The organism is Micromonospora sp. NPDC049366, from assembly GCF_044466625.1.
Taxonomy (GTDB): Bacteria; Actinomycetota; Actinomycetes; order Mycobacteriales; family Micromonosporaceae; genus Micromonospora.
On the sequence record NZ_JBITMV010000016.1, the window covers coordinates 20,900 to 46,567 of the forward strand.

The 25,668-nt window shown below is 75.3% G+C and carries 24 protein-coding genes and 1 riboswitch; of the genes, 15 read left to right on the forward strand and 9 right to left on the reverse strand.

Features of this window, described 5'->3' with window-relative positions; translation table 11 throughout:
* Positions 1 to 84: 84 nt before the first annotated feature.
* Positions 85 to 747, forward strand: a complete 663-nt coding sequence (locus tag ACIBTV_RS22275) for a lipoprotein (RefSeq protein WP_396707662.1) — start codon at positions 85 to 87, stop codon at positions 745 to 747.
* Positions 748 to 776: 29 nt separating this feature from the next.
* On the opposite strand, the gene ACIBTV_RS22280 is transcribed toward ACIBTV_RS22275, so the two are convergent.
* Both ACIBTV_RS22280 and ACIBTV_RS22285 read right to left on the reverse strand, forming a co-directional pair.
* On the reverse strand, positions 777 to 2,504 hold the full coding sequence (locus tag ACIBTV_RS22280; RefSeq protein WP_396707664.1) for a glycoside hydrolase family 3 protein: 1,728 nt from the start codon (positions 2,502 to 2,504) through the stop codon (positions 777 to 779).
* 75 nt (positions 2,505 to 2,579) lie between these two features.
* Complete coding sequence (locus ACIBTV_RS22285; RefSeq protein WP_396707666.1) at positions 2,580 to 3,071, reverse strand: DUF3145 domain-containing protein; 492 nt, start codon at positions 3,069 to 3,071, stop codon at positions 2,580 to 2,582.
* Positions 3,072 to 3,392: 321 nt separating this feature from the next.
* Between ACIBTV_RS22285 and ACIBTV_RS22290 the strand changes: the two genes are divergently transcribed.
* Positions 3,393 to 3,722 carry a hypothetical protein gene (locus tag ACIBTV_RS22290; protein ID WP_396707667.1) on the forward strand — a complete coding sequence of 110 codons (330 nt, stop codon included), beginning with the start codon at positions 3,393 to 3,395 and terminating at the stop codon, positions 3,720 to 3,722.
* A gap of 75 nt (positions 3,723 to 3,797) precedes the next feature.
* Here ACIBTV_RS22290 and ACIBTV_RS22295 read toward each other — a convergent pair whose 3' ends face one another.
* Complete coding sequence (locus tag ACIBTV_RS22295) at positions 3,798 to 4,430, reverse strand: carbonic anhydrase (RefSeq protein WP_396707669.1); 633 nt, start codon at positions 4,428 to 4,430, stop codon at positions 3,798 to 3,800.
* Positions 4,431 to 4,574: 144 nt separating this feature from the next.
* On the opposite strand from ACIBTV_RS22295, the gene ACIBTV_RS22300 reads away from it, so the two are divergent.
* The 4 genes from ACIBTV_RS22300 (at position 4,575) to ACIBTV_RS22315 (ending at position 10,161) form a co-directional block, all read left to right on the forward strand.
* Entirely contained in the window at positions 4,575 to 5,540 is a 966-nt protein-coding gene (locus tag ACIBTV_RS22300) for an alpha/beta fold hydrolase (protein WP_396707671.1), read from the forward strand.
* A 124-nt stretch (positions 5,541 to 5,664) separates the two neighbouring features.
* A complete protein-coding gene (locus ACIBTV_RS22305; RefSeq protein ID WP_396707965.1) occupies positions 5,665 to 7,782 on the forward strand; it encodes a HelD family protein in 2,118 nt (705 codons plus the stop codon).
* Between the two features lie 104 nt (positions 7,783 to 7,886).
* A complete protein-coding gene (locus tag ACIBTV_RS22310) occupies positions 7,887 to 8,804 on the forward strand; it encodes a cation diffusion facilitator family transporter (RefSeq protein WP_396707673.1) in 918 nt (305 codons plus the stop codon).
* A gap of 153 nt (positions 8,805 to 8,957) precedes the next feature.
* Positions 8,958 to 9,089, forward strand: a riboswitch (cyclic di-AMP (ydaO/yuaA leader).
* Between the two features lie 4 nt (positions 9,090 to 9,093).
* Complete coding sequence (locus tag ACIBTV_RS22315) at positions 9,094 to 10,161, forward strand: coiled-coil domain-containing protein (RefSeq protein ID WP_396707675.1); 1,068 nt, start codon at positions 9,094 to 9,096, stop codon at positions 10,159 to 10,161.
* A gap of 46 nt (positions 10,162 to 10,207) precedes the next feature.
* Here the strand turns inward: ACIBTV_RS22315 and ACIBTV_RS22320 are convergent, their stop codons facing one another.
* A complete protein-coding gene (locus ACIBTV_RS22320; protein ID WP_396707676.1) occupies positions 10,208 to 10,675 on the reverse strand; it encodes an SRPBCC family protein in 468 nt (155 codons plus the stop codon).
* 194 nt (positions 10,676 to 10,869) lie between these two features.
* Positions 10,870 to 11,232: an STAS domain-containing protein gene (locus tag ACIBTV_RS22325; protein WP_396707678.1), complete on the reverse strand. Its 363-nt coding sequence runs from the start codon at positions 11,230 to 11,232 to the stop codon at positions 10,870 to 10,872.
* A gap of 364 nt (positions 11,233 to 11,596) precedes the next feature.
* Here ACIBTV_RS22325 and ACIBTV_RS22330 point away from each other — a divergent pair, with 364 nt between their 5' ends.
* Both ACIBTV_RS22330 and ACIBTV_RS22335 read left to right on the forward strand, forming a co-directional pair.
* Positions 11,597 to 11,731 carry a hypothetical protein gene (locus ACIBTV_RS22330; protein WP_396707680.1) on the forward strand — a complete coding sequence of 45 codons (135 nt, stop codon included), beginning with the start codon at positions 11,597 to 11,599 and terminating at the stop codon, positions 11,729 to 11,731.
* 131 nt (positions 11,732 to 11,862) lie between these two features.
* A complete protein-coding gene (locus ACIBTV_RS22335) occupies positions 11,863 to 12,267 on the forward strand; it encodes a hypothetical protein (RefSeq protein ID WP_396707682.1) in 405 nt (134 codons plus the stop codon).
* Between the two features lie 226 nt (positions 12,268 to 12,493).
* On the opposite strand, the gene ACIBTV_RS22340 is transcribed toward ACIBTV_RS22335, so the two are convergent.
* Entirely contained in the window at positions 12,494 to 13,132 is a 639-nt protein-coding gene (locus ACIBTV_RS22340; protein WP_396707684.1) for a maleylpyruvate isomerase N-terminal domain-containing protein, read from the reverse strand.
* A gap of 215 nt (positions 13,133 to 13,347) precedes the next feature.
* On the opposite strand from ACIBTV_RS22340, the gene ACIBTV_RS22345 reads away from it, so the two are divergent.
* The 3 genes from ACIBTV_RS22345 to ACIBTV_RS22355 are packed head-to-tail and all read left to right on the forward strand — an operon-like array spanning position 13,348 to position 15,131.
* Complete coding sequence (locus ACIBTV_RS22345) at positions 13,348 to 14,034, forward strand: BON domain-containing protein (RefSeq protein WP_396707686.1); 687 nt, start codon at positions 13,348 to 13,350, stop codon at positions 14,032 to 14,034.
* Positions 14,035 to 14,088: 54 nt separating this feature from the next.
* Positions 14,089 to 14,586, forward strand: coding sequence for a redoxin domain-containing protein (locus ACIBTV_RS22350; protein ID WP_396707687.1), 498 nt, complete (start codon positions 14,089 to 14,091; stop codon positions 14,584 to 14,586).
* Positions 14,583 to 15,131, forward strand: coding sequence for a DsbA family protein (locus ACIBTV_RS22355; protein ID WP_396707689.1), 549 nt, complete (start codon positions 14,583 to 14,585; stop codon positions 15,129 to 15,131). Before ACIBTV_RS22350 ends, ACIBTV_RS22355 begins: the two co-directional genes overlap by 4 nt.
* 62 nt (positions 15,132 to 15,193) lie before the next feature.
* Here the strand turns inward: ACIBTV_RS22355 and ACIBTV_RS22360 are convergent, their stop codons facing one another.
* Positions 15,194 to 18,199, reverse strand: a complete 3,006-nt coding sequence (locus tag ACIBTV_RS22360) for a LuxR C-terminal-related transcriptional regulator (RefSeq protein WP_396707691.1) — start codon at positions 18,197 to 18,199, stop codon at positions 15,194 to 15,196.
* A gap of 41 nt (positions 18,200 to 18,240) precedes the next feature.
* Between ACIBTV_RS22360 and ACIBTV_RS22365 the strand changes: the two genes are divergently transcribed.
* The 4 genes from ACIBTV_RS22365 (at position 18,241) to serS (ending at position 22,448) form a co-directional block, all read left to right on the forward strand.
* On the forward strand, positions 18,241 to 18,681 hold the full coding sequence (locus ACIBTV_RS22365; protein WP_396707693.1) for a hypothetical protein: 441 nt from the start codon (positions 18,241 to 18,243) through the stop codon (positions 18,679 to 18,681).
* Between the two features lie 39 nt (positions 18,682 to 18,720).
* Complete coding sequence (locus ACIBTV_RS22370; protein WP_396707694.1) at positions 18,721 to 19,905, forward strand: saccharopine dehydrogenase family protein; 1,185 nt, start codon at positions 18,721 to 18,723, stop codon at positions 19,903 to 19,905.
* 47 nt (positions 19,906 to 19,952) lie between these two features.
* A complete protein-coding gene (locus tag ACIBTV_RS22375; RefSeq protein WP_396707966.1) occupies positions 19,953 to 21,011 on the forward strand; it encodes a MerR family transcriptional regulator in 1,059 nt (352 codons plus the stop codon).
* A 150-nt stretch (positions 21,012 to 21,161) separates the two neighbouring features.
* Positions 21,162 to 22,448 (forward strand): serine--tRNA ligase, encoded by a 1,287-nt coding sequence (serS, locus tag ACIBTV_RS22380; protein ID WP_396707696.1) that lies wholly within the window; start codon positions 21,162 to 21,164, stop codon positions 22,446 to 22,448.
* Between the two features lie 67 nt (positions 22,449 to 22,515).
* Here the strand turns inward: serS and ACIBTV_RS22385 are convergent, their stop codons facing one another.
* Both ACIBTV_RS22385 and ACIBTV_RS22390 read right to left on the reverse strand, forming a co-directional pair.
* Positions 22,516 to 23,982, reverse strand: coding sequence for an NADH-ubiquinone oxidoreductase-F iron-sulfur binding region domain-containing protein (locus tag ACIBTV_RS22385; protein WP_396707698.1), 1,467 nt, complete (start codon positions 23,980 to 23,982; stop codon positions 22,516 to 22,518).
* A complete protein-coding gene (locus tag ACIBTV_RS22390) occupies positions 23,979 to 25,544 on the reverse strand; it encodes a hypothetical protein (RefSeq protein WP_396707700.1) in 1,566 nt (521 codons plus the stop codon). Before ACIBTV_RS22390 ends, ACIBTV_RS22385 begins: the two co-directional genes overlap by 4 nt.
* Between the last annotated feature and the right edge of the window lie 124 nt (positions 25,545 to 25,668).

Here is a 25,668-nt window from a genome sequence, read left to right on the forward strand (position 1 = left end):
CGTCGCGTGGGGGCGACCGTCCGGTTGACGCCGCGCTCCCGAACCGGTTTGCTGTGCCGACCGAAGATCACCAGGAGCGGACACATGGACCGACGTAACTGCGCCGCCGCGCTGGCCGCGCTCACCCTCGGCGTGCTCACCGGCTGCGGCGGGGCCGACGACAGCTCCGCCGGGGCGGCCGGGGATCCGGCGCCGCGGGCGACCGGCGAGCCCTGGTACGACGAGATCGCCGCCGCGCCGGCCGAGGGCGCCGCGGGCGGGGCGGGGACACCGTGTGCCCTGCCGGTGAGCTTCCCGCTCGCGGCGGGCTGGACGGCGGAGCCGGTCGAGGTCCCCGAGGGCGAGCTGGCGGAGCTGGTCGGCGACGCGCTCACCAAGCGCGGCGGCACCACCGCCCGCTGCGAGGTGGACGGCCGGCGTGCCGGCGGCGGCTTCCTACGGGTGTGGGCGGCCGACCAACCGACCGCCGCGCCACGGGCCGCGCTGGAGGCGTTCGTCACCGGCGGCGGGGAGACGATCGACGACCAGCGGTTCCGCGAGGTACGGGCCGGCGCCTTCGACGCCACCGAGGTCACCTGGCTGGCGACCGGCGAGCTCGACGAGGAGTCGTCGCGGCACTGGGCGCTGGCCGTCCGCTCGGCGGGCCAGACGCTGGTGTTCGCGGTCAACGAGGGCCTGATCACCGAGCGGACGGACGTGCTGCCGGCGTACCGGCTCGCGACCCGGGGGCTCGCGGTCGCCGGCTGACCGGTCGGTGGCCGCCGGCTGACCGGCCCTCAGGCGCCGCAGGTGGTCGCAGGCAGGTGCGGCACCGCGACCGGGGAGCGGCCGGCGGGACGTGCCTTCCCGGCCAGCACGGCGGCCAGCGCCGTCATGGACGACCGGCTGGACGAGTAGGTGGCCAGCAGCCTCGGTGACTTCGCGTCCCCCAGCACGTACGGGGTGTCCATGGCGACCGTCACCGCGGCGTCGGCGCGCAGGTCCGAGGCTCCGTCGCCGTAGCCGACCAGGTGCACCACCGTCCCGCCGCTGGGCACCACCGGCACCCCGGCCGCCTTCAGGGCGTCGGTCAGCAGCGCCCGCGTCCGGTCCCGTCCGCCGGAGGTGGAGACGGTCACCGGGCCCTTGACGGGCGTGGTGCCGCACGAGCCGCGCAGCACGGTCACCGCCGCCCCGGCCAGCTTCTCGGCCGCCGCCCGGTGCGCCGGGTCGTCGAGCGTGGACATCGCCGGCGCCGAGGAGCCGGCCAGCCGGAACTTCATCGTCAGCACCCGGGTCACCGCGTCGACGAGCCGGGCCCGGGGCAGCGAGCCGTCGCGCAGCGCGGCCAGCAGCCCGTCGTACGCCTGGGTGACGTTCGGGGTCATCAGGATCAGGTCGTTACCGGCGTTCAGCGCCCGCACCGCCGCCTCCCCCGGCGACCAGCGCATCGCCGGCGCCATGTTCATCCCGTCGGTGATCACGACGCCCTGGAAGCCGAGCTGCTTGCGGAGCACGTCGGTCAGCAGCTTGTGGGAGAAGGTGGCCGGCGTGCCCGGGTCGATGGCGCGTACGTCGAGGTGGCCGGACATGACCGCCATGGTCCCGGCCTCGATCCCCGCCGTGAACGGCGGCCACGCGCCGGCCCCCAGCGCGGCGCGGGACTGGGTGAGCGCCGGCAGCTCCTTGTGCGAGTCGTCGGCGCTGTGCCCGTGCCCGGGGAAGTGCTTGACGGTGGCGGCGACCCCCGCGGCCTGGAGCCCCCGCACGGCACCGCCCACCTGGGCGGCGACCTGCTTCGGGTCGGCGCCGAACGACCGGGAGCCGATCACCGTGCTGCGGGTGGCGAGGACGTCGCCGATCGGGGCGAAGTCCAGGTTGATCCCCATCGCGGCCAGTTCGGCGCCGGCGGCCCGCCAGGCGGCCTCGGTCAGCGCCGGGTCACCGGCCGCACCGGCGGCCAGCGCGCTGGGCAGGGCGGTCACGCCGTCGGTGATCCGGGTCACCACGCCGTACTCCTGGTCGGTGCCGATCAGGAACGGCGCCGCGCCGGTGGGCAGCCGGCCGGCCGCCTCGCGCAGCCCGCTGGTCAGCTCGTGGACCTGCTTCGGGTTGTCGACGTTGGTGGTCTTCTGGTTGGCCTTGGTCGGGTCGTCGGCGCTGAAGCCGACGAGGATCAGCCCGCCGAGCCGGTACTTGGCGATCATCTCGGCGGGGGTGTCCACCCCGGCGAGCGCCCGGTTGCCGGCCGCCGAGCCGGGCGAGACCGTGGTGGCCGCGCTGCCGTACGCGTAGGGCATCAGCACCTGGCCGACCAGATCCTCGTCGGCGAGCGTGGCGACCAGGGCCGCGGCCCGGGCGGCCGGGTCGGCCGCGGACGAGGTGGCGGGTGTCGGCGCCGAGGTCGACGCGGACGGGGCCGGGTCGGCCGGGTCCGGGCCGGTCGAGCACGCGGAAGCCAGCAGGGCGGTCAGGGCGGCGACGGCGATGCCGGCGCGACGCGGGCGAATCGACACGCCGCCCATCCCACCAGTTCTCCGCGTATCGGGGCAACTTGACCTTCACGTGGCCGTCGCCGGGTGGGGCACGGGCCTCGGCGGTCAGCCGACCCGGGTGAGCAGCGTCACCGGAGCGCCGTCGCCGGCGTAGCGGTAGGGCTCCAGTTCGGCGTCCCACGCGGTGCCGAGCGCCTTGTCGAGCGCGTGCGCGATCGCCTCGGGTGCGCGGGCGGTCGCCAGGATGGTCCGCAGCCGGTCCTCGCCGAGCTGGATGTCGCCGGCCGCACCCACCGTGGCGCGGAACAGGCCGCGCCCCGGGACGTGCATGAAGCGCTCACCGTCGGCTCCCGGACTCGGCTCCTCCGTGACCTCGAAACGGATCATGGGCCACTGCCGGAGGGCAGCAGCCAGCTCGGCGCCCGTTCCCGGACGACCGGTCCACCCGCACTCCGCCCGGCGGGCGCCGGGGTCGACGGGCTGTGCTGTCCACTGCAGGTTGACCGGCGCGGCGAGGACGCGCGCGATCGCCCACTCGACGTGTGAGCACACGGCGAGTGGGGTCGAGTGGACGTATACGACGCCACGCGTTGGCACGGTGACCTCCCGGAGAGCGAGGTGCGTCTTCCCCTACGACCTCACACGCCCGAGCGGTTCCTGGTTACACATGATGACTTGTGTGACGGATGATGCGCCAGGGAATCGGAAAATTCGCCGGGCGAGTCCGCCGGAATAGCCGACCGGGTGAGCGCCGTTGTCTCTCAGGACAGCGCGATGACCAGCCAGGCATCGTGTTCGTGTACAGTTCCACCGGCGGCTTTGTGCCGCGCACGTCTTCGCGGGCTCACCACGACGGTGGCGCCCGCACACAGCCCCCGGACGTTTCGTCCTCCCGTACGTCTTGCAAGGAGTACCTCCGTGGCGAGCAACACCTCTAAGACCGCGCGCGCGTCCGTCCGGGCCGGCCAGGCTGGCCAGGGTGGCGCCCTCAGCGTGCTGGGCGAGTTCAAGTACCTCATCCCGCTCAACGGCGGCAAGCACGCCTACGTGCGGAACCTGACCAACGGCAAGACCGCGCACCTGCGCACCGACTCCGAGGCCTTCGTCGAGGAGATCCGTACGCTGGCCGCCGCGGGCCACGCCGCGAAGATCCGGGCCGAGATCACCACCCTGGCCGCCGCGCACCCCGGCGACGGCTGGGACGCGACCGAGAAGCGCCTGGTCGCGGCCGGCGTCTTCGAGGCCTGAGCCGCCCGCTTCACGCGCACGAACCGCCCGTCGGGACATCCCGACGGGCGGTTCGCTGTCTGCGGGCCGGCCCGCTCAGCTGAGCAGGCGGACCTCGCCGGTGGCGAGGTCGTAGAGGGCGCCGACCACGTCCACCCGGCCGGCGGCGATCGGCCCGGCCAGGCGCTCCTCGACCCGCAGGGCGGCCACCGTCCGCAGGACGTGCCGCCGGACGGCCAGCGGGTGGACCCGCGGGTCGGTGGCGCCCACCTCCGCGACCGCCGGGGCGATCTGGTCGACCAGGTGGGCGAGCGCCCCGTCCGGGCGTTCTCCGCCGCGGGCCACCTCGACCGCCGCACCCACCGCGCCGCAGCGCTCGTGTCCGAGCACCACCACGAGCGGCACGCCCAGCGCGTCGACGACGTACTCGATCGAGCCGAGCACGGCCCGGTCCAGCACGTGACCACCGGTGCGGATCACACAGATCGACCCGAAGGTCTGGTCGAAGATCGCCTCCAACGGCACCCGCGAGTCGATGCAGCCGAGCAGCACGGCGTACGGCTGCTGCTCGCCGGAGGCGCTCGCGGCGGCGGCGGTGACGTCGTGGCCGTGCACCGGCCGGCCGCTCACGAACCGGCGGTTGCCGGCGAACAGCGCGGCGAGCGCGGCCCGGGGCGTGCCACCGGCGAGGCGGCCCGACTCGGGCGGCCGTGCCTGCGGCGACCCCATCCACCCAGCTTGGTCGGCACCGGCCGGGCGGGGGCCCGGGTCGCGAATCTTCTCACCGCCGTGGTTGGCGTGGTGTCATGGCGGGTAGCCGGTGTTACCGCCGGGTATCCCGGTGGTCGATCCGGGCGACCTGGGGAGGTGACGATGCCGGAGCAGACGGAGATCCGTCTCCCCGACGGGGTGCGCCTGCACGTCGAGGTGGCCGGCGCGGCGGACGCCGGGGTGACCGTCATCCTGCTGCACGGCTGGACGCTCGACGCGCGCAGCTGGCACCGACAGCTCGCCGCCCTGGACGAGGTCTTCGGCACGTCGGTGCGGCTGGTGGCGTACGACGCCCGGGGCCACGGCCGTTCCAGCTGCATGCCGCTGCCCACGGCCACCCTCGCCCAGCTCGGCGACGACCTCGCCGCGGTGCTGGACGCGATCGCCCCGACCGGCCGCGTGGTCCTGGTCGGGCACTCGATGGGCGGCATGACGATCATGGAGTACGCGCACCGGCACCCCGACCACTTCGCCGCCCGCACCGCCGGCCTCGCCTTCGTGTCGACCACCGCCGAGGGGCACACCCACACCGTCTACGGGCTGTCGCCGCGGATCGCCCGGCTGATCCGGCTCGCCGAGACCACCGGCGCCGGCGTACTGGCCCGCTGCGGCGCCTGGCGACCACCCCGGGCGCTGCTGCGCGCGCTGCGCCCGAGCATCCGGTGGCTGCTCTTCGGCGACCGCTGCGATCCCACCGACATCCGCCTGGTCACCTCGGCGGTGGCCCGGGCCTCGCTCCGCTCGATCGGCGGATTCCGCGCCTCCATCGGGGCCCAGCATCGGCTGGAGACCCTGGCGACGCTGGCCCACCTACCGGCCGTCGCGCTGGTCGGCGACCGGGACCGGCTCACCCCGCCGCCGTGCGCCGAGTCGATCGCCGCCGCGCTGCCGGCGACCGAGCTCACCGTCTGTCCGGGCGCCGGGCACATGCTGATGATGGAGCGCCCCGACGAGGTGAACGACGCCCTGCGCGCCGTCCTCCGGCAGGTGCTCGACCCGGACGCGCCGGGCGGGCCGGCCGGGTCCACCCCGGGGACGCCGCCGGCGGCCGACCGGGCCCCGGCCTGACCAGGCCTTCCCGACGTACCTCGGGCGCCGCGCGGCTGACCGGGGCCGTACCCTCGTTCGGTTGGCCCGGCGCACGGCCCGCGAACTCCGCGGCGCCCGCGCCGACGGGGATCAGGAGCGCGCGTTGACCGACCAGACCACCCTGGAGCAGGAGATGGCCGCCGAGCAGCGGCATCTCGACCGGGTGTACGCCCGGCTCGCCGAGCTGCGGGAGTCCGCGGTTCGCGCGGAGCGGGACGGCTACCGGCTCGCCCGGGTCGGCAACTTCGGGGCGCTGGTCGAACGCGACGCGACGGTCTTCCACGCCGCGCAGCGGCGACACGCGCTGGACGCCGAGCACGAGGGGCTGGTCTTCGGACGGCTGGACCTGCGCGACCGGCAGGTGCTGCACGTCGGGCGGCTCGGCATCCGGGACGAGAACGCGGCCAGCATGGTGGTGGACTGGCGGGCCCCGGCCGCCGCGGCCTTCTACCGGGCCACGCCGGCGCAGCCGCTGGGCGTCGTACGACGCCGGATGATCCAGTCGACGGGTGAGCGGGTCACCCGCATCGAGGACGATCTGCTCGACCCGGGCGCCGCCCCGCCGGACATGGCGGTGGTGGGCGACGGCGCGCTGCTCGCCACGCTGTCGCGGGCCACCGGGCGGGGCATGCGCGACATCGTGGCCACGATCCAGCGGGAGCAGGACGAGGCGATCCGCTCCCCCGGCTCCGGGGTGACGATCGTCGCCGGCGGCCCCGGCACCGGCAAGACCGCGGTGGCCCTGCACCGCGCGGCGTTTCTGCTCTACTCCGACCGCAGCCGGTACGCCGGCGGCGGCATCCTGGTGGTCGGGCCGTCGTCGGTCTTCGTCGAGTACATCGCCTCCGTGCTCCCCTCGCTCGGCGAGGACACGGCCACCCTGCGCTCGCTGGGGACACTCTTCCCGGGGATGAGCGCCACCCGCACCGACCCGCCCGACGTGGCCGCCGTGAAGGGGTCGCTGCGGATGCGCCGGGTGCTGGAGCGGGCGGTCCGGGACGCCGCGCCGGACGGTCCGGCGGAGTTGCGCCTGCTCTACCGGGGGCAGCTGCTCCGGCTGGACCGCCGGGAACTGGACGGGATCCGGGACCGGGCGCTGCCCCGGGGCGCCCGCCGCAACGAGGTACGCCGGGCCGGCTTCGACGGCGTCTTCGCCGCGCTCTGGGCGCAGGCCCGCCGGCTGCGGATCGACCGGCTGCCCGAGCAGCGCGCCTTCGAGGACGAGATCGCCGACCGGCCGGAGTTCCGGGAGTTCCTGAAGGCCTGGTGGCCCCGCTTGCACCCCCGTCACGTGCTCGGCTGGCTGGCCCGTCCGGACCGCCTGCGCCGGTACGCCGGCGGCATCCTCTCCGGCCGAGAGATCCGGCTGCTGGAGGCCGCGTACCGGACGCTGGACACCGAGGGGCTGACCATCGCGGACATCGCCCTCCTCGACGAGTTGGACGCGCTGCTCGGCAAGCCGGTGCAGCCGGCGCGGGCGCGGCGGGACCCGTTCCAGCTCGCCGGTGGCGTGCGGGAGCTGACCACGTTCGCCGACCGGCAGCGCGCCGCCCGCGAGGCGGCCCGGCAGCGGCCGGAGGACTACCGGGAGTACGCGCACGTCGTGGTCGACGAGGCGCAGGACGTCTCGCCGATGCAGTGGCGGATGATCGGCCGGCGGGGACGGCTGGCGTCCTGGACCGTGGTGGGCGATCCGGCACAGACCGCCTGGACGGGCGACCCGACGGAGCTGACCCGGGCGCGGGACCAGGCGCTGGGCCGCCGCAAGAGGCACGAGTTCACCCTGACCACCAACTACCGCAACTCGGCGGAGATCTTCGCGGTCGCGGCCGCCGAGATCCGCCGGGTCGACCCGGAGCTGCGCCTTCCCACCGCGGTCCGCTCGACCGGGGTCGACCCGGTCGAACTCGTCGTGCCGTCGGCGGAGCTGCCGAGCGCCACCGTGGCGGCTGCCACGGAGGTGCTGGGTGAGGTCGAGGGCACCGTCGGGGTGATCACGCCGGTTGCCCGGCGCGACGAGGTGGCCGGCTGGCTCGGCACGCTCGGCGCGCCGCGGCTTCAGGTGGTGACCAGCCTGGAGGCGAAGGGTATGGAGTACGACGGGGTGGTGCTGGTCGCGCCGAGCGAGATCCGGGCCGACCCCGGGTCGGGTGTGCGGACGCTCTATGTGGCGCTGTCCCGGGCCACCCAGCGGCTCACCACGGTCGACCCGACGGGCTGACCGGGGTGGGACGTCACCGGTGGGTGATTACGGCCCGTCACTTGCACACATAGCGATGTGAGCATAAGTTGGATCGGTCGGGAGCGTTGTCGGAGGGTGGGTCCGTGGGCGCAGGTCATGACCACCACCACGGGTCGGTGGCGAACGCCGCCCAGCAGCACCGCAGCCGGCTCTGGGCGGCCTTCGCCCTGCTGAGCGGGCTCATGGTGGTCGAGGCGGTGGCGGCGCTGCGCACCGGCTCGCTGGCCCTGCTCTCCGACGCCGGGCACATGTTCACCGACGTGCTCGGCATCGGCATGGCCCTCGCCGCGATCACCGCGACCCGGCACGCCAACCGGGACCCGCAGCGCACCTTCGGGCTCTACCGGCTCGAGGTGCTGGCCGCCCTCGCCAACGCGGTCCTACTCTCCGGCGTCGCGGTCTACGTGGTGGTCGAGGCGGTCGGCCGCTTCGGCGACCCACCGGAGGTGCTCGCCGGGCCGATGCTCGTCGTCGCCGCGCTGGGCCTGCTCGCCAACGTGGTCGCCTTCGCCCTCCTACGGCCGGGGGCGCGCGAGAGCATCAACCTCCAGGGCGCCTACCTGGAGGTGCTCGGCGACCTGCTCGGCTCGCTCGGCGTGATCGGGGCGGCGGCGCTGATCGCGGTGACCGACTGGTGGTGGGCGGACCCGGTCGTCGCGGTCGCGATCGGCGTGTTCATCCTGCCGCGCACCTGGCGGCTCGGGCGCGCGGCGGTCCGCATCCTGGTCCAGGCCGCACCGAAGCACCTGCAGGTGACCGCCGTGCACGATCGGCTGGCCGCCGTGCCCGGCGTGGCCGGCGTCCACGACCTGCACGTCTGGACGCTCACCTCGGGCATGGAGGTGGCCTCGGCGCACCTCACGATGTGCCCAGGGGCCGACGTGGGGACGGTGCTCGCCGCCGCGCGGACCGCGCTGCACGAGGACTTCCACATCGAGCACGCCACGTTGCAGATCGAGCCCGGTGCGGCTGCTGGGGCCTGCGGGTCGGTTGAGTGGTAATGAGCACAACCTTAAATCTGGGTGTGTATTGTCCAGTTATGCCGGAATTTGCCGTAGCCACGTCGACACCGTCAGTCACATCTGCTGCACGGACCCCGGTGGCACCGGTAGTCTCGGCTCCGGCCTCCGGCAGGTGGCGCCCACCGGCGCCGGCGGTGGCCGTCGCCTAATCGCCCGACGCGGCGAGCCGGGGAACCACGTTCGTGGGGTGCATCCGCGCAAGCGGTAGGGATCTTCCGTCCCGAACCCGTCAGCTAACCCGGTCGGCGGCTGACGGAAGGACATGTGCATGCCAGTAGTGGCACCCGTACGACGACGCGCCGCCCGCACGGCGGCCCTGATCGTCGCCACGCTCGCCCTGGGCGTCGCGACAAGCCCCGGCACCGCCGCCACCGCCGCTCCCCCGGTCGGCCAGCTCGCCGCACCGGGCCAGGACGAGGAGGGCGGCACGCCCGCCCTGCGCGCCCAACTCGAAGCGGCCAGCAAGGGCTACCTGGACGCGAAGACCGCCCTCGACCGGTCGGTCAAGCGGCAGGGTGAGCTCACCGCCCAGCTCAAGACCACCGAGGCGGAGCTGGACCACCGCAGCCAGAAGGTCGGCGAGATCGCCGGAGTGGCCTACCGCACCGGCCGGCTGGGGGCCGTGTCGGCGCTGCTCAACAGCAACACGCCCGACGGCTTCATGGACCGGGCCGCGGCCCTCGACGCGGTCGCCGCGAACGAGGACCGGGTGCTGCGCGACCTGTTGGAGACCCGCGACGAGGTGACCCGCACCCGCACCGCGCTCGACGGTGAGATCCGCGAGCAGCGCAAGCAGGTCGCGGTGATGGCCAAGCGGAAGGAACAGGCGGAACGGGCCCTCACCGTCGCCAACAACCGCGCGGCCACCACCGTCGACACCTCCAACCGGGGCACCTCGTCGGCGACGGCCAGGCCGGCCCCGCGCAACTCCGACGGCTCGTGGCCCTCCGAGTCGTGCAGCGTCAACGACCCCACCCCGGCGACCGGCTGCATCACGCCGCGCATGCTTCACGCGCTCAACCAGGCCAAGGCGGCCGGCTTCACACGCTACGTCTCCTGTCACCGCAGCGGCGGCTCCGGTGAGCATCCGAAGGGGCGCGCCTGCGACTTCGCGGCCCAGAAGAACGGCTTCGGCGGCGACGCCACCGGCGGCGACAAGACGTACGGCAACAACCTGGCGGCGTACTTCATCCGCAACGCCGACCGGCTCGCCGTGCTCTACGTGATCTGGTACCGGCAGATCTGGCTGCCCAGCAGCGGCTGGAAGTCGTACAGCGGGGCGGGCGGAGACCCGTCCAGCGACCACACCAACCACGTGCACCTGTCGGTGTACTGATCGCGGGACGTCGGGTGGCCGTCGTGGGCCACCCGACGTCGGCGCGTCAGTCGGCGGTGGCCGGGCCGGGGTCGCGGTCCAGCAGCGCGCCCAGTCGGGCGGCCAGCGCCAGGTGCGCCGCCCGGGCCTGCCGGAAGGCGTACCCGAACAGTGGCGCCGGGGCGGTGAGGGTGATCTCGACGTCGATCCGCACCAGCCCACCCGGCTCCTCGCGCAGCCGGGTGTGGTTGCGCACGGTGGTGGCCGGCCGTTGCCGGGCCACCGTCACGATCTCGTCGTCGGCGATCACCAGCACGTCCGCCCGGTAGGTCGTACGGAAGCGCACCGGTCCGGCGGCCAGCCGGTCGTTGATGACGTAGCTGGCCCGCGCGCCCGGCCGCGGCGGCACCTGCCGCACGCGCACGATCAGCGGATGCAGGTCGCCCTGCCGGCCGAGGTCACTGAGCAGTGCCACCGCGTCGTCCCGGGCGCAGCGCGCCTGGACGGTGTAGCTGAAGGAATCCCGCCTGAGCACACCGTCTCCCTCACCGCCGTCGATCGCCCGATCGTCGCGTACGGCCGGCGCGCTGGCAACGCCCGGACGGTGGGCGACCCGAGCCCGGACGTCGGGTCCCGGTCACCGGGGCGCGCAGCGTCGGCAGTGGAGGTACGGGGTTGTACGGCCGGCGCGGACCTGCGTGGTCCGGCCGGAGCGGGACCGGCGGGGCGTCAGGCGCCGGGGAGCACCTCGGGCGCGGGGGCGCCCGCGTAGTAGGGCTCGGGCGCGCCGAAGAGGCCGAGCAGGCCGGTCACCCAGAGCTGCCGGTGCACGAACCGGCTGGGCTCGGTGACGACCAGCTTGACGCCGCTCACCTCGGCGGTCTGGAACCCGGCGACCATCGCGCTGATGCCCACGGAGTCGATGAAGGTGACGAGCCGCATGTTGAGCTCGATGCGGGTCGGATGTCCCTTGGCGAGCACCTCGGCAATCGCCTCGCGCACCTCGTACGCGGTGTCGACGTCGATCTCGCCACGCGGGGCGATCTCCACCACACCACCGGACAGAACCGACTTCACGATCGACAGGCTCACGCGAGCACCTCCACCCGCCCGTTCTCCGGGCGTCTCATCAGTACGCGGGCCGCGACCGAGAGTATTCCTCCAACGGCCTCGGTCGCCACCCCTCGGGATGAGCAATTCGCGGATCAGGGCACCATTTGTCGCCCTTGTCCGGAGTTTTCATTTCGTCTGTTCGTTCAACGATCCGTCGGACCGACGCGTCGCCGCCCCAGGGTAACCGGTGCCGGCCACTCGGGCGGAAACGGCACGTCCCGTCCCGGAACCTCCCGCCGGGGCAGTCCTGAAGGCCCTGGTCCGGCCCTCGTCCGCACCTGCGGAATTGCCCGCGCTGCCTAGCATCGGCCACGGAAGCTCACCGCTACGGAGAGGACCATCGATGATCAAGCGACTCGCGACGCTCGCCGGTGTCGGCGCCCTGCTCGCCCTCGTACTGGCCTGTGGTTTCGGCGGCGGTGACGACGACGATGACGACGACTTCGCCCGCGGAGCGGCCGTCGTCGTGCTGCACTGAGAGCATCCGCCTGGGCGGCGGGTTTGCGGCGGTGACGCTCGGGGCACTGGCCGGTGGTCGGACCGTGACGTGCGGGACAGACGCCGACGTCCGAAGAGGCCGTCGACTTCGGCACCCGAGGAGGTAACACGATGTTCGGAACTCACCTGCTGGACCGCCGCAGCAGGCCCGAGCGGACCGCCGACCAGGCGTGGCAGCACCTGGTGTCCGTCGTCGGCTCCGCGGGGGACAGCGTGCGGGACACCGCCCGGTCGGCGCGCCGCGGCGGTCACCGCCTGGGCGACGAGGCCGGCGACCTGGTCGGCTCCGCCGCCGACGAGGCCCGCCGCCGCGCCACCCTGGCGTTCGAGGCGCTCGCCGGTCGACGGCCGGCCCTGCCCTGGACGCTGCTGGTCAGCGCCGCGCTGGTCGGTGCCGCGATCGGCTGGGCCGCCGGCACGGCTGCCCGCGCCGCGGGCAGCCGCGAGGACACCGCGGTCGACGACATCGAGTTCGTCGACGTGGACCGCCCCAACTCCCCCATCTCCCAGGACTGACCCTTCCCCCCGCCCTTCCCCGCTCCCCCACCCGCTCCCGCTCCGCCCCCCTGATGATCAAGAGGTTCGCGTCACGTTGGAGATCAACGATGACGCGAACCTCTTGATCATCGGGCCGGGCCGGGTGGGTGGGCGGGAGGGTGGGTGGGCGGGAGGGTGGGCGGGCGGGAGGGCGGGAGGGCGGGAGGGTGGGCGGGCGGGAGAGGGGGGTGGGGGTGGGGGTGGGTCAGAAGGCGGTGATGGTTTCGGGGGCGCGTTCGGCGCGGGTCAGGGCGCGCAGCACCGCCGGCTGGCCGTGCCGGCGTACGGCCAGGCGGGCGAGCAGCGACAGCACCGGGTCGAGCACGTCGGCCGGCAGCTCCGGGGTCGGCACGCCGACGCTGACCGCCAGGTCGTCCGAGTGCACCGCGATCTCCATGAGCCGGGTGGTCAGGTAGTCGTCCAGGGTCAGCGACCACGGACCCCGGGCCAGGTGCACGACCCGGTCCGCAGGCTCGGCGGCGAGGACCTGGGCCAGCTCGTCGACCGCCGCGGCCGTACGGGCGACCAGCGCAGCCGACCCCTCCGCCGCGATCGCCTCACCGACCCGGCGGATGCCCACGTTCACCTCGTCGTCGACGCTCGCGCCGATCCAGCGGGCGGGCACGTAGTGGTCGAGGAGCCCGACCGGCTGACCATCCGGGACCGGCTCGGCGAGCACCGTCTGGAGCTGGAACACCTGCGAGGCGAGGTGGCCGGCGAGCCCGGCGACGCCGAACTCGGCGAGCGCGCTGGGAGCGTCCCAGCGGGCGGCGACGGCGGGATCGTCCAGCAGTCGTACGGCCGAGTGCGCGGCGGTGAGATAGGCCGTCCTGATCGGACCCATGTCGTACCTCCTTGGGGTGGGACCCGGCTGAGCCTACGAGCCGGCACTGACCCATGATCACCCGAGCCGCCGTCCTCGTCCGGGATCGCGCCCCGGGGCCCCGTGCCGCGACGGCTCACCCCCTCCGGACGAGGGGCGGTCACCCCGCCCGGCGACAGGATCGGTGCAGGCGGCGTGCGCGCCCGCGCCGCCCGCCGCGACCGGAGGAGGGGCAGATGGCCACCGAAACCACCAGCCGCACCGACCAGGACATCCAGTCCGACGTCCTCGACGAGCTGACGTGGGAGCCGCGGGTACGGCCGCACGAGATCGGGGTGACCGTCGCCGAGGGGGTCGTCACCCTGGCCGGGCGGGTGGACAGCTACGCGAAGAAGTGGGCCGCCGAACGCGCCGCGCACCGGGTGGCCCGCGTCCGGGCGGTCGCCAACGACCTGACGGTGCAGCTGCCCGGCGGGGCGGAGCAGGCCGACCCGGACGTCGCCGCCGCCGTGGGTCACGCGCTGGAGTGGGACGCGTTCGTGCCGGTGGAGCAGTTGCAGGTGACCGTCTCCGGCGGTTGGGTGACGATGCACGGCGAGGTCGAGTGGGAGTACCAACGGCGGGCCGCCGAACGGGTGGTCAGCCGGCTGACCGGCGTACGCGGGGTCAGCAACGGCATCACCGTCCGGCCGACCGCGAGCGCCGACGGGTACGACCTGGCCGAGCGGATCGTCGACGCGCTCGCCCGGAGCCGGGCCACCGAGGCCGAGCGGGTCACCGTACGCGTGCACGGCGACACCGTGCTGCTCTCCGGCCTGGTGCACTCGATGCCCGAGCGCGCCGAGGTGGAGCGGGTGGCCTGGTCGGCGCCGGGCATCCGGGAGGTGCAGAACCAAATCGCCGTCGCCCCGGTGCTGCGCTGAACCACCCGGGTGGGGTGAGCCGGCCTCACCCCACCACGCGCGAGCGTGGGAGTCATGACTGATCCGACTGGGCTGATCAGCCCGGGGTGGCCGGCGCCGGACTTCCTGCTGCCGGCCACCCCGGACGGGCGGCGCACCGGCCCCGGCGACCACCGCGGGCGACCGGTCGTGCTCGCCTTCTACCCGGCCGACTGGAGTCCCGTCTGCGGGGACCAGATGGCGCTCTACCAGGCCGCGATGCCGGAGCTCGACCGCTACGGGGCCGCCGTGCTGGGCATCTCGGTGGACAGCCTCTGGTCGCACCGGGCGTTCGCGGCCAGCCAGGGCATCGAATTTCCGCTGCTGTCCGACTTCGAGCCCAAGGGCGAGGTGGCGCGGGCGTACGGCGCGTACACCGTGCGGGGCGAGGCGGCGCGGGCGCTGGTGGTGCTCGACCCGGACGGCCGGGTCGCCTGGAGTCACCTCTCCCCGAGCGACGTCAACCCCGGCGTGGACGGCATCCTGGACGCGTTGCAGCGGTTGGCCGACGAACGGCGGGTGGTGGCCCGATGACCACGCCACTGCAGGTCACCGCCCGGCTGCGGACGCCGGTGAGCGACAGCGACCACATCCGGGGCGCGGTGGACGCGCCCGTGACGATCGTCGAGTACGGCGACTTCCAGTGCCAGTACTGCGGTGCGGCGTACCCGAACCTGCGGGAGATGCTCCGGCAGCGGGAGGGGACGGTGCGGCTCGTGTACCGGTACTTCCCCATCGCCAACGTGCACCCGTACGCGGAGAGCGCGGCCGAGGCGGCCGAGGCGGCCGGGGTGCGGGGCCGGTTCTGGGAGATGCACGACTGGCTCTACGAGCACCAGGACCAGCTCGACCCGGTGCACCTGTCGCTCGGGGTGGAGCAGCTCGGCCTGCCACCGGACGAGATCGGCGCCGAGGTGGAGCGTCAGGCGCACGCCGACCGGGTGCGGCGGGACTTCGTGGGCGGCATCCGCAGCGGGGTCAACGGCACCCCGACGCTCTTCGTCAACGACGTGCGCCACGACGGCGGGCACGCGCTGCCCGACCTGCTCGCCGCCGTCGACGCCGCCGCCGGCACCTGAGGCAACGCCGTCGGCGGCGGCTCGGGTCGGCGCCGCCGACGGCGACCGGGACGGGACCGGCGTCAGATCAGCCGCAGCTCGCGCGCCCGCCGTACCGCCTCGCGGCGGCGGGTCGCGTCGAGCTTGCGGTAGATGTTGCGGACGTGGGTCTTGACCGTGTTGACCGACAGCGACAGTTCGCTGGCGATCTCCACGTTGGACAGGATGCTCTGCAGGTAACGCAGGATGGTGAGCTCCCGCTCGGTCAGCGGCTCGCTCAGCGCCGGGGGCGCCTCGGCGGGCCCCCGCTCCGCCGGCTCGTCCGCACCGCGCACCAGGTCGCTCACGGTCGGCCAGTGGGCCGTGCCGCTGTCGAGATGCGCGGCGAGCAGGTCCCGTACGGCCGGTTCGGCGTGCGTGAAGACGCGCCGCAGACCCTCCGGGCCGGCCAGGTCGAGGACCTGTTCCAGGAGTCGGCCGGCTCGCCGCTCGTCCCCGCCGTCCCGGGCCAGGACCGCGTCGAGCAGGCCGGCCTCGACGCGCACCGGCAGGGGCCAGTCCGCCGCCTCCGGCGCCGACCAGTCCGGCAGGCTCCGGCCGGCGGCTCGCGGGTCCCCGGCCCGAGCCTCCACCCGGGCGAGGGCCACCACCAGCGGTGCCAGCGGCTCGATCCCGTCGCGTACCCGGTCGGTGAGCAGCTCCCGCGCGCCGTCGACGTCGCCCCGGGCGGCGCGCAGGTCCGCCTCCGCGGCGAGCAGCCGGTGCGCCAACTCCGCGGCGGCGGGGAGGTCCGCGATCCGGCCCCGCGCCTCGACGAGCAGCCGCTGGCCGGCGGCCGGGTCGCCCTGGTCGTGCCGCAGCAGGGCGCGACAGAGCGCGGCCACCGCCTCGGCGGCGGTCTCGGCCCTCGACGGCTGCGCGCCGGGCGGCACGTCGTCCGGCTCCGTCCCGCCGATCGCCGGTGCGGCGAGGGCCAGGTTCGCCACGACCTCCTCGGGCTGGTCCCGGTGCAGGGCCACCACCGCCAGCGCCAGGTACGCGTAGCCGCAGTCGAGCCGACAGGCCCACCCGTGGCAGGGCGGCATGGCCAGCGCCGCCCGGGCGGACGCCTCGGCCGCGCGCAGCTCCCCATGCAGGGCGTGCAGCAGCGCCGAGCGGCTCGCCGCGACCAGCTCCGTACGCGGTCGCCCGGCCTCCCGGGCCGCCGCCGACGCCCGGGCGAACCGGGCCGCCGGCAGCTGCCCGTCGGCCAGCTCGGTCAGGCCCAGCGCCGTGCCGGCGAAGGCGCGCAGGTCCGCGTCGTCGGTGGCGCCGCCCCGAGGCCCCACGCCGGCCGTGCCGGGTGCCGCCGGGACCGGTTCGCCGGTCGCACCCCCCGGACGCGGTCCGCCGGTCGCGCCGCCCTCGGCGGGGGCCGTCGCTGGGGCGTTCCGCGTCCGCACGAGGCGGGCCGCCGCCGCGCGTACCTCGCTGTGGTCGCCGGTCAACCGGGCCAGGGTGAGTTCCAGCGCGGTCGCCAACCGCAGGAACCGGTCCCGGCGCGGCGTCGGCAGGGTGCCCGCCTGCGCGGCGGCGTCGCGCAGGTACCCGCCGGCGGCCGCGACGTCACCGGCGTGCGCCCGCTCCGCGGCGCAGGCCAGCGCCAACTCGGGGTCGCGGCGGATCGCCTCCGGCGGCGGGGCGGCCGGCGCCGGCACCGAGGTCCCGCTCCCGTCGTACGGGGCCAGCTCCGGCCACCGCGCGACGAACAGCTCGGTCGCCCGGTCCCAGTCCCCCGCCGACAGCGCGTGCCGCAGCCCGTCGGCCGGGCGGCCGTTGTCGGCGTACCAGCCGGCGGCCCGCAGGTGCAGCTCGCGCAGCTCGTCGGCGGGCAGCCGGGCCAGCTCCGCCCGGAGCAGGTCGGTCAGCAGGGGATGGCAGCGGTACCAGGGTGGCCGGCTGTCGTCGCGGCTCAGCAGCCCGCCGTCGCCGGCCAGGTCGGACAGGACCCGCTCGGCGTCGACGCCGCCGGTCAAGGCGTCCGCCAGGTCGGCGCAGACCGTCTCGGCGAGGGCCGTACGCCGCAGCAGCTCCCGGGCCCCCGGGTCGACCGCCGCCAGCACCTCCTCGTGCAGGTAACCGGCGATCTCCGGCTGGTCGCCACCGAACTGGCCCACCCAGCGCGCCGGGTCCGGCTGCCGGTCGAGGGCGAGCGCGGCGAACCGCAGCGCGGCCGGCCAGCCACCGGTCCGCTCACGCAGCCGGCGCACCGCGACGGCGGGCAGCCGCACCCCGTGCGCGCTGAGCAGGTCGGCCACCTCGTCGTCGGTGAACGCCAGCTCGTCCGGGCCGATCTCGGTCAGCTCGCCCGCCAACCGCAGCCGGTGCACGGCCAGCGGCAACCCCGCCCGCGCGCCGACGACCAGGCGCAGCCGCTGCTCCCCGTGGCGGAGCAGGAACTCCAGCCCGCTCAGCGCCGCCGGGTCGGTGACCCGGTGCAGGTCGTCGAGGACCAGCAGCACCGGCTGTTCGCGGGCGGCCAGGGCGGCGGCCAGCAGCTCCAGTTGGTCCGGGCGCGGCGCCCGGTCCGGCACCGGGGCGTCCAGCGGATCGAGGGCCGGGTCGGTGGTGGCGCGCAGCGCCGCGGCCAGATACGACCAGAGCCGGTCGCCGTCGTCGCCCACCTCGACGGACACCCACGCCGGCGTCGGCCCGGGACCGTGGCCGAGGCTGCCGTCGGCGCGCACCTCGGCGCCCTCGCCGGCGCTGCCGCCGACCAGCCGGGTCCAGGAGACGAGCAGGGTGGTCTTGCCCCATCCGGCGGGCGCTCGGACCAGCGTGACCGGGCCGGCGCTGCCGGCGTCCAGGCGGCTCAGCAGCCGCGGCCGGGCGAGCACCGGTTCGGGGAGGGCGGGCGGGTTCAGCCGGGAGGCGAGCAGCGGCGGCCCGGTCGTGCCCCGCGCCGCCGCCACCCGTGCCCCGCTCTGCCGCTCCGTCACCCGGCCCCACCCCCACGAGGTCGTTCCTCCCCCGGTCGGCGGCCGGTTACCCGGCCGGCGGAGGTTCACCCCTTCGGGGCGAGCCGGTTTCACCCGTGCCGGGCCGACCATCGGGGTACGCGGAACACCGCAGACCGCCGAGGGAGGGACGGGTGGGAGGTTCCGGACGGCTCACCGGGCCGGCACTCGCCCTCGTCGGGTCGGCGGTCGCCGGGGCGGTGGTCCGGGCGCTGGTCGTACCCCGGCGTCCGGACCACGCCGCCCAGCGGCGGGATCCGAACCGCTGGCAGGTGGTGACGGTGGGTCGGCCACCCGGCGAGGTGCTGCCCGACGGGCGGTGGCCGGAGCCGCTGCGGCGGCTCGGCGACGCGGTCGAGGTGCGCGTACACCCGGCGCCCGGCGGCCGGGGCACCGAGCTCGCGGCCCGCTCCCGGCCCGGAGTGGCGCCGCCGGGCCTCGCCGCGCACCTGGTCGGCGACGACCCGGGTCGGCTCGTCGGCCGCGCGTTGCGGCAGGCCAAACAGCTGGTCGAGACGGGCGAGGTGCTGCGGGCGGACCGGTCGGCCGTGGACCGGACCGGTACGGCGGACTGAGGGGATGCCGCCCGCACCGGCAGGTGGCAGACTCCGGGGATGGCCGGGGAGCGGACGTACGACATCGTGCTGTTCGGCGCGACCGGCTTCACCGGCGGGCTCACCGCCGACTACCTGGCGCGGCACGCCCCCACCGGGCTCCGCTGGGCGCTCGCCGGGCGCGACCCGGCCAAGCTGGCCGCCGTCCGCGAACGACTCGCCGCCGTCGACCCGACGCTGGCCGAGCTGCCCGTGGTGACCGCCGACGTGACCGACGCCGACTCGCTGCGGGCCGTCGCGGAGAGCAGCCGGGTGGTGGCCAGCACGGTCGGGCCGTTCATCCACCACGGGGAGCCGCTGGTCGCCGCGTGTGCCCGCGCCGGCACCGACTACCTGGACATCACCGGCGAGCCCGAGTTCGTGGACCTGATGTACCTGCGCCACCACGCCGAGGCGGTCCGCACCGGGGCGCGACTGGTGCACGCCTGCGGCTTCGACTCCATCCCGCACGACCTCGGTGCCTGGTTCACCGTCCGGCAGCTCCCCGCCGACGCCGCGATCACGGTCGACGGGTTCGTGCGGGCCGGCGGCCGCTTCTCCGCCGGGACGTACCATTCGGCGCTCACCGCCTTCTCCCGTGCCGCGCAGGCGAGCCGCGCGGCCCGGGAGCGCCGCGCGGTCGAGCCCCGGCCGCCGGACCGGCGGGTCCGCGCGGTGGCCGGCCGGCTCGCCCGCTCCGCCGAGCTGGGCATGTGGACGGTGCCGCTGCCCACCATCGACCCGCAGATCGTCCGGCGTTCGGCGGCCGCTGGTCCCGAGTACGGGCCCGACTTCCGCTACCGGCACTTCGCCGCGGTGCGGCGACTGCCGACCGTGCTGGTCGGGGCGGCCGGGCTCGGCGCCGTGGCCGGCCTCGTGCGGGTGCCGCCGGCCCGGCGCTGGCTGCTCGGGCGGCTCGCCTCCGGGCAGGGTCCCACGCCGCAGCAGCGGGCCCGGTCGTGGTTCCGGGTCCGGTTCATCGGCGCGGGCGGTGGCCGGCGGGTGCACACCGAGGTGGCCGGCGGTGACCCCGGATACGACGAGACCGCGAAGATGCTCGCCGAGTCGGCCCTCTGCCTCGCCCTGGACGACCTTCCGCCCACCGCCGGCCAGGTCACCCCGGTGACCGCGATGGGCGAGGCGCTGCTCGACCGGCTCACCCGGGCCGGGATCACCTTCCGCGTGCTGGAAACCCCGGCGGCTTGACCCTCGACCTGGTCGAGACCACAGGATCGGCGATCGTGGAGAGCGAGTTGCACAGCATCGGCGAGCTGGCCCGGGCCAGCGGCCTGACGGTCAGCGCCCTGCGGTTCTACGACTCGGCCGGGGTCCTGGTGCCGGCCCTGGTGGACCCGGTGACCGGCTACCGCTGGTACACCGACGACCAGGTGCGGCCGGCCCGGCTGGTCGCCGGCCTGCGCCGGGTCGGCATGCCGGTCGCCGAGATCGCCTCGGCGGTCCGGTCCGGGCCGGCGGTCGTGCACCGCCTGCTCGACGCGCACCTGCGCCGGCTGGAGGACGGTCTCGCCGACGCCCGCCGCGAGCTCTCCCGGATCCGCACCCTGGTCGACTCCGAGGAGCCCACGATGTCCACCCGTCTCGTCCTGTCCCGCGCCGAGTTGGCGCGCGCCGTCGACGCCGTCCGGTTCGCCGTCGGCACCGACCCCGACCTGCCCGTGCTCGGCGGCGTCCTGCTCGACGTCGAGCCCGACGGCGTACGGCTGGTCGCCACCGACCGGCACCGACTCGCGGTGGCCCGGGCCGCCGCCACGGTCGACGGCCCCCCGGTGCGGGCGTTGCTCCCCGCCGCCGCCGTCGACGCGGTCCGGCTCCGCCTGGCGGGTGGGCAGGCCGCCGAGGTGACGGCGGTGGTCGCCGCGGACCGGGTGACGGTCACGGTCGACGGCACCCCGCTGGACGCGGCGACGATGCCGGACGACTTCCCCGACTACCGCCGGTTGCTGCCCCGCGCCGGGGGCGAGCCGCCGGCCCACCGCTTCCCGGTCGACGCCGCCGCCCTACGGGCCGCACTGCGCGCCCCCGACGCCCCGACCGTGGCGCGGGAGCACGACGGGCGGACCTACCTGGTGACCGTGCTCGGCGCCGACGAGGGCGGGCTGCGGGTGCTCGGCCCGGACGAGTCGACGGCCGGGGTGCGGGTCGGCGTCGACGGCCGCTACCTGCTCGACGCCCTCGACGTCGCCGGGGACGGGCAGCTGGTGCTGGAGCTCGACGGCCCGATCGCCCCGCTGGCCATCCGCAGCCGCGCCGACGAGGGCACCTTCTCGATCCTGATGCCCATCCGCCTCTGAGCGGTTGCGGTGGAGGGCGGTCCGGGGCGCCGGCACCCGGTCGCCCTCCACGGTCCGGGCCGGCGATCGACGGTGCGTCCGGGTGTGGACGGGGCCGGCGGTAGCATCTGGGGGTCCACCAGACCCCCGGACGGAGGCGTACGGAGCAGCATGCTCGACATGGAGTTGATCCGGAAGGATCGCGAGGCGGTGGCGACCGCGCTGGCGAAGCGACTGGATCCCGCCGAGGTCAACCGGGCCCTGGACGAGATCCAGCGGCTCGACCAGGAGCGCCGCGCCCTGATCACGGAGATCGACGCCGAGCGGCAGCGCCGCAAGGCGGAGGCGCGGGCGTACGCGGAGGCGAAGCGGGCCGGCGTGGAGCCGCAGGTCGGTGCGGCCGATGCCGAGCGCAAGCAGCTCGCCCAGCTGGAGTCCGAGCTGGACGAGGTGCAGTCCCGGCTGCGCACCACCATGAGCGAGCTGCCCAACCTGCCCGCCGACGACGTGGTCGCCGGTGGCAAGGAGGCCAACCGGGTCGTCCGGACCTTCGGCGAGCAGCCGGCCATCGAGAAGGTCCGCGACCACGTGGAGTTGAGCCGGGCGCTCGGCCTGGTCGACCACGAGCGGGGCGTCAAGCTGGGCGGCTCCGGCTTCTGGATGTACACGGGTCTCGGTGCCCGGCTGGAGTGGGCGCTGGTCAACTGGCTGATCGAGCAGAACATCCAGGCCGGCTACGAGTTCCTGCTCCCGCCGCACCTGCTGCTGGACAGCGCCGGTTTCGCGGCCGGCCAGTTCCCGAAGTTCTACGACGACGTCTACCACCTGGACATGCAGTCCGCCCCGCGCGGCCAGTTCCTGCTGCCCACCGCGGAGACGGCGATCCTCGGCGCCTACCAGGACGAAATCCTGGAGACCGCGAAGCTGCCGCTGAAGGCGTTCGCCTACACGCCGTGCTACCGGCGCGAGGCCGCCGGCTCGCACTCCGACGAGCGCGGCACGGTGCGCGGCCACCAGTTCAACAAGGTGGAGATCTTCCAGTTCACCCTGCCGGAGCAGGCCGACGCCGCGCTGGAGTCGATGGTCGCGCACGTGGAGGGCCTGGTCGGCAAGCTCGGCCTGCACTTCCAGACCAGCCTGCTCGCGGCCGGCGACTCCAGCGCGTCGATGAAGAAGACCCTCGACGTCGAGGTCTGGATGCCGAGCACCGGCAAGTACAAGGAGGTCTCGTCGGTCTCCTGGGGTGGCGACTACCAGGCCCGCCGGGCGGCGATCCGCTACCGGGAGCCGGGCGGCAAGCAGACCCGCTTCGTGCACACGCTGAACGGTTCGGCGCTGGCGACCAGCCGGCTCTTCCCGGCGATCCTGGAGCAGTTCCAGCAGCCCGACGGCTCGGTCGTCGTGCCCGAGGTGCTTCGCGACAAGCTCGGCGCCGACCGCCTCACCCCGGGCGCCTGACCCGCCCCACCACCACAACCGCCTGATCGTCGGGGAGGTGGGGCGGCGCGGGTGAGGAGGGTGGCCGCTACTCGGCCCGGGCCAGCCGCAGGGCCAGCTCCGGGCAGACCTTGACCGCCTTCATCGCGCCCTCCCGCAGCCAGGTCGGCACGGGGGTCGGTGGGAAGGCCGGGTAGCCGTTGCCGTCGAGCCGGATGAAGTCGGGCACCACGTGCGCGCAGAGTCCGTGACCGTCGCAGCGGGACCAGTCGAGGGTCAGCTTCTGCGGGTTCGCGTCGGGCGCGCCGGGTAGCCCCATCACGGCCTTCACCCGCCGGCCGCACCCCTCGCCGGTCGAGTGCAGGCGCAGGTCCTCGGCGAAGACCTCGATCGCGGAGAGCGCGAACCGGGCCGTCCCGTCGGGGTGGCTGCACGCCCCGCGGCCCTTCACCTCGCCGGCGGCGGCCCGGACGACGTCGGCCGGCTGGCTGCCGGCGACCGCGAGGTCGACCGCGCGCGCCAGGTCGGGCAGGCCCATCTTGCAGGGCCCGCACTGGCCGGCGGACTCACCGGCGAGGTAGCGCACCACCTGGGCGGCCTCGCCGAGTGGGCAGGTGTCGACGCCGAGCGGAATGATGATCCCCGCGCCCAGCGTGCCGCCCACGGCGGCGAGCCCCTTGCGGGAGATCTCCGCCCGGTCCGCCGCCTCCGCGGTGATCCACTTGCCGTGGTAGCCGCCGGTCAGGATGCCCGGCCCGTCGGGCACCTCGCAGAGGTCGAGGATGTCGCGCAGCGGGGTGCCGGCGGCACACTCGACGACCGCCGGTCGACCGGCCGCGCCGGTCACCGTGAGCAGCACGGTGCCGGGCTCGTCGTCGGTGCCGAGGGCGGCGTACTCGTACGGGCCGAGCCGGGCGGCGACGGCCAGTTGGGCGTACGTCTCCGCGTTGGAGAGCAGGGTCGGGAGCCCGCTGACGCCGGAGTCGCTGGCGCGCTTCTTGGTGCCGGGCGGGATGTGCGGCAGCCCGTTGATCCCGTTGACCAGGGCGCCGCCCTCGCCGGAGATGAAGCGGTGCGGGACGGTCACGATGGTGGTCGGCACCGGCATCCGGCGCTCGGCGAGGGCGTCCATCAGCGACTCCCGCCCCACCCCGTCGTCCGCGACGCCGAGCACGATCTCGTCGGCGTCCAGGGCGTACGCGGCCAGGGCCGCGCCGTCGAGGATCAGGTGCGGGGCCCGGGTGAGCAGCACCTTGTCCTTCCAGCTGGCCGGCTCGCCCTCGGTGGCGTTGACCACCACGACGGCGCTCAGGTCCTGCCGCTCGCAGGACTCCAGCACGGCGCGCAGCTTACGGGCGAACGGGAAGCCGGCCCCGCCCTTGCCCTTGAGCTGGATGCCCTCGGCGAGGCGGAGCAGGCTCGCCGGCTCCATCGGGCCGAGCGGGCCGTGCACCTCCTCGTGCGCGGCGTGGTCCAGCCGGCCGAACTCCGCGAAGCCGGCGGTCAGGCGGGGCTCGCCGACGCAGGCGACCGGCGGCACCGTCGTCCGCATCACTTCGCCTCACCCCGCAGCCCGGCCCAGTACGCCCCGTCCACCGCGTCGGCGTTGGCGTTGGCCCGCTTCCGCCGGCCGGACCGGCCTTCGCCGGCCGCCCGTCGGGCCCGCCGCGACGCGAGGTCGACCAGGGTCGGGGTGTCGTCGACCGGCACCGGGGGCGGCTCCGGCGCGTACCGGGCCGGCGGCCGCCAGTAGTCCGGCTCCTCCGGCACGTCCTCCTCGGCGCTGTGCCGGCCGGCGCCGCTGCGCGGCTGCGCGGAGATCGGCGTGCCGGAGACCGGGCCGGCCGAGACGGGACCGGCCGAGATCGGCTCCACCGGCACGGGCTCGCCGGCCTCCCACCGGCGCGGGCTGGTCCACGGCTCCTCCGGCTCGTCGGCGCGTCGGCGGGAGGTGGTGGCGTACCGCGCGGCGTCGACCTCGTCGTCCGCCCGGCGGCGCCGCGACCGGCTCGGCTCGACCGCCTCCGACCGGGCGCGGGACCGGGTGGCCGCCGGCTCGTCGGCGCGACGGCGACGCGACCGGGTGGGCTCGGCCGGCTCCTCGTCCCGCTGCGGGCGGGACCGGGCGACGACCGGCTCGCGCAGGGTGCCCGGCTCGGGCACCACGGGCACGGTGAATCGCTCCCGGTCGCGGCGGCGACCGCCGGCCGGCACCGACAACTGGGCGGTGGCCTGCGCCCACTCGGCCTCGCGACGCTCCCGGGCGGCCTGCGCGGCCAGCTTGGCCTCGGCGCGTGAACCCAGGCCGGCCAGGAGGGACCGGCCCCGCCCGTCCTCGGTGGAGCGCCCGCCGAGGACCTGGTTCATCACCGCGGCCTGGTGCTGCTCCCGGCTGCGCCGGCCGAGGGTCACCGAGAGCCGGACCAGCAGCGCCAGCACCACCAGCAGCAGGCAGGCCAGGTAGCTGAGCGTCACCCAGGAGGTCGCGGGGCGGCCCGCGTACAGGCCGTGCAGCAGGGCGAAGGGCCAGGAGACGTACGCCATCGAGTGCAGCGCCCGCCAGAGCCACTTCGGACCGACACCGGCGAACCGGGCCCGGATGACGCCGGTCCAGAGCACGCTGACCATCAGCAGCGCGGCCACCGTGCCGAGCCCGACGTAGAGCCCGTTGCCGGACACGAACGGCACGACCGCGTCGGTGCTCGCCGCCCGCCCGGTAGCGATCTTCGTCAGGACGTGGAACAGCAGGCCGACGGTGCCGAGGACGCCGGTCGCCCGATGCGCGGACTGCAGCAGCACCCGGTGCCGGATGAGCAGCACCAGCCGGTCGGTGGCGAGCAGGCCGAGCATCACGGTGAGGCTCAACGAGACCAGGGTGACGACCCCGGCGAAGAACTCGGTGAAGAAGAAGCCGTACGCGTAGGCACGCTGGCCGGCGCCGGTGAGCATGACGGCCGCCCACAGCGCGGCGAGCGCGGAGACGATCAGCACGGCCACCGAGGACCGGGACCGTGCCCGCACCCCGCGACTGCTGGTGCTGCTCCGGACCGTCGTCGCCTTCTGGTTCTGCTTTGCCCGGGCCATCTGCTCCTCGATCGTCCAACGGCGGCGCACCACCGACCGACCCGCTCCCCCCTCCAGTACGCAGCGGCGGCGTGGCCGGATCACCGGCGGCGGAGAAATTTCCGTCGCCGGATCGAACCGAGTGGGGCGAGCGCGCGTGTAGGCGTCATCACCGCAG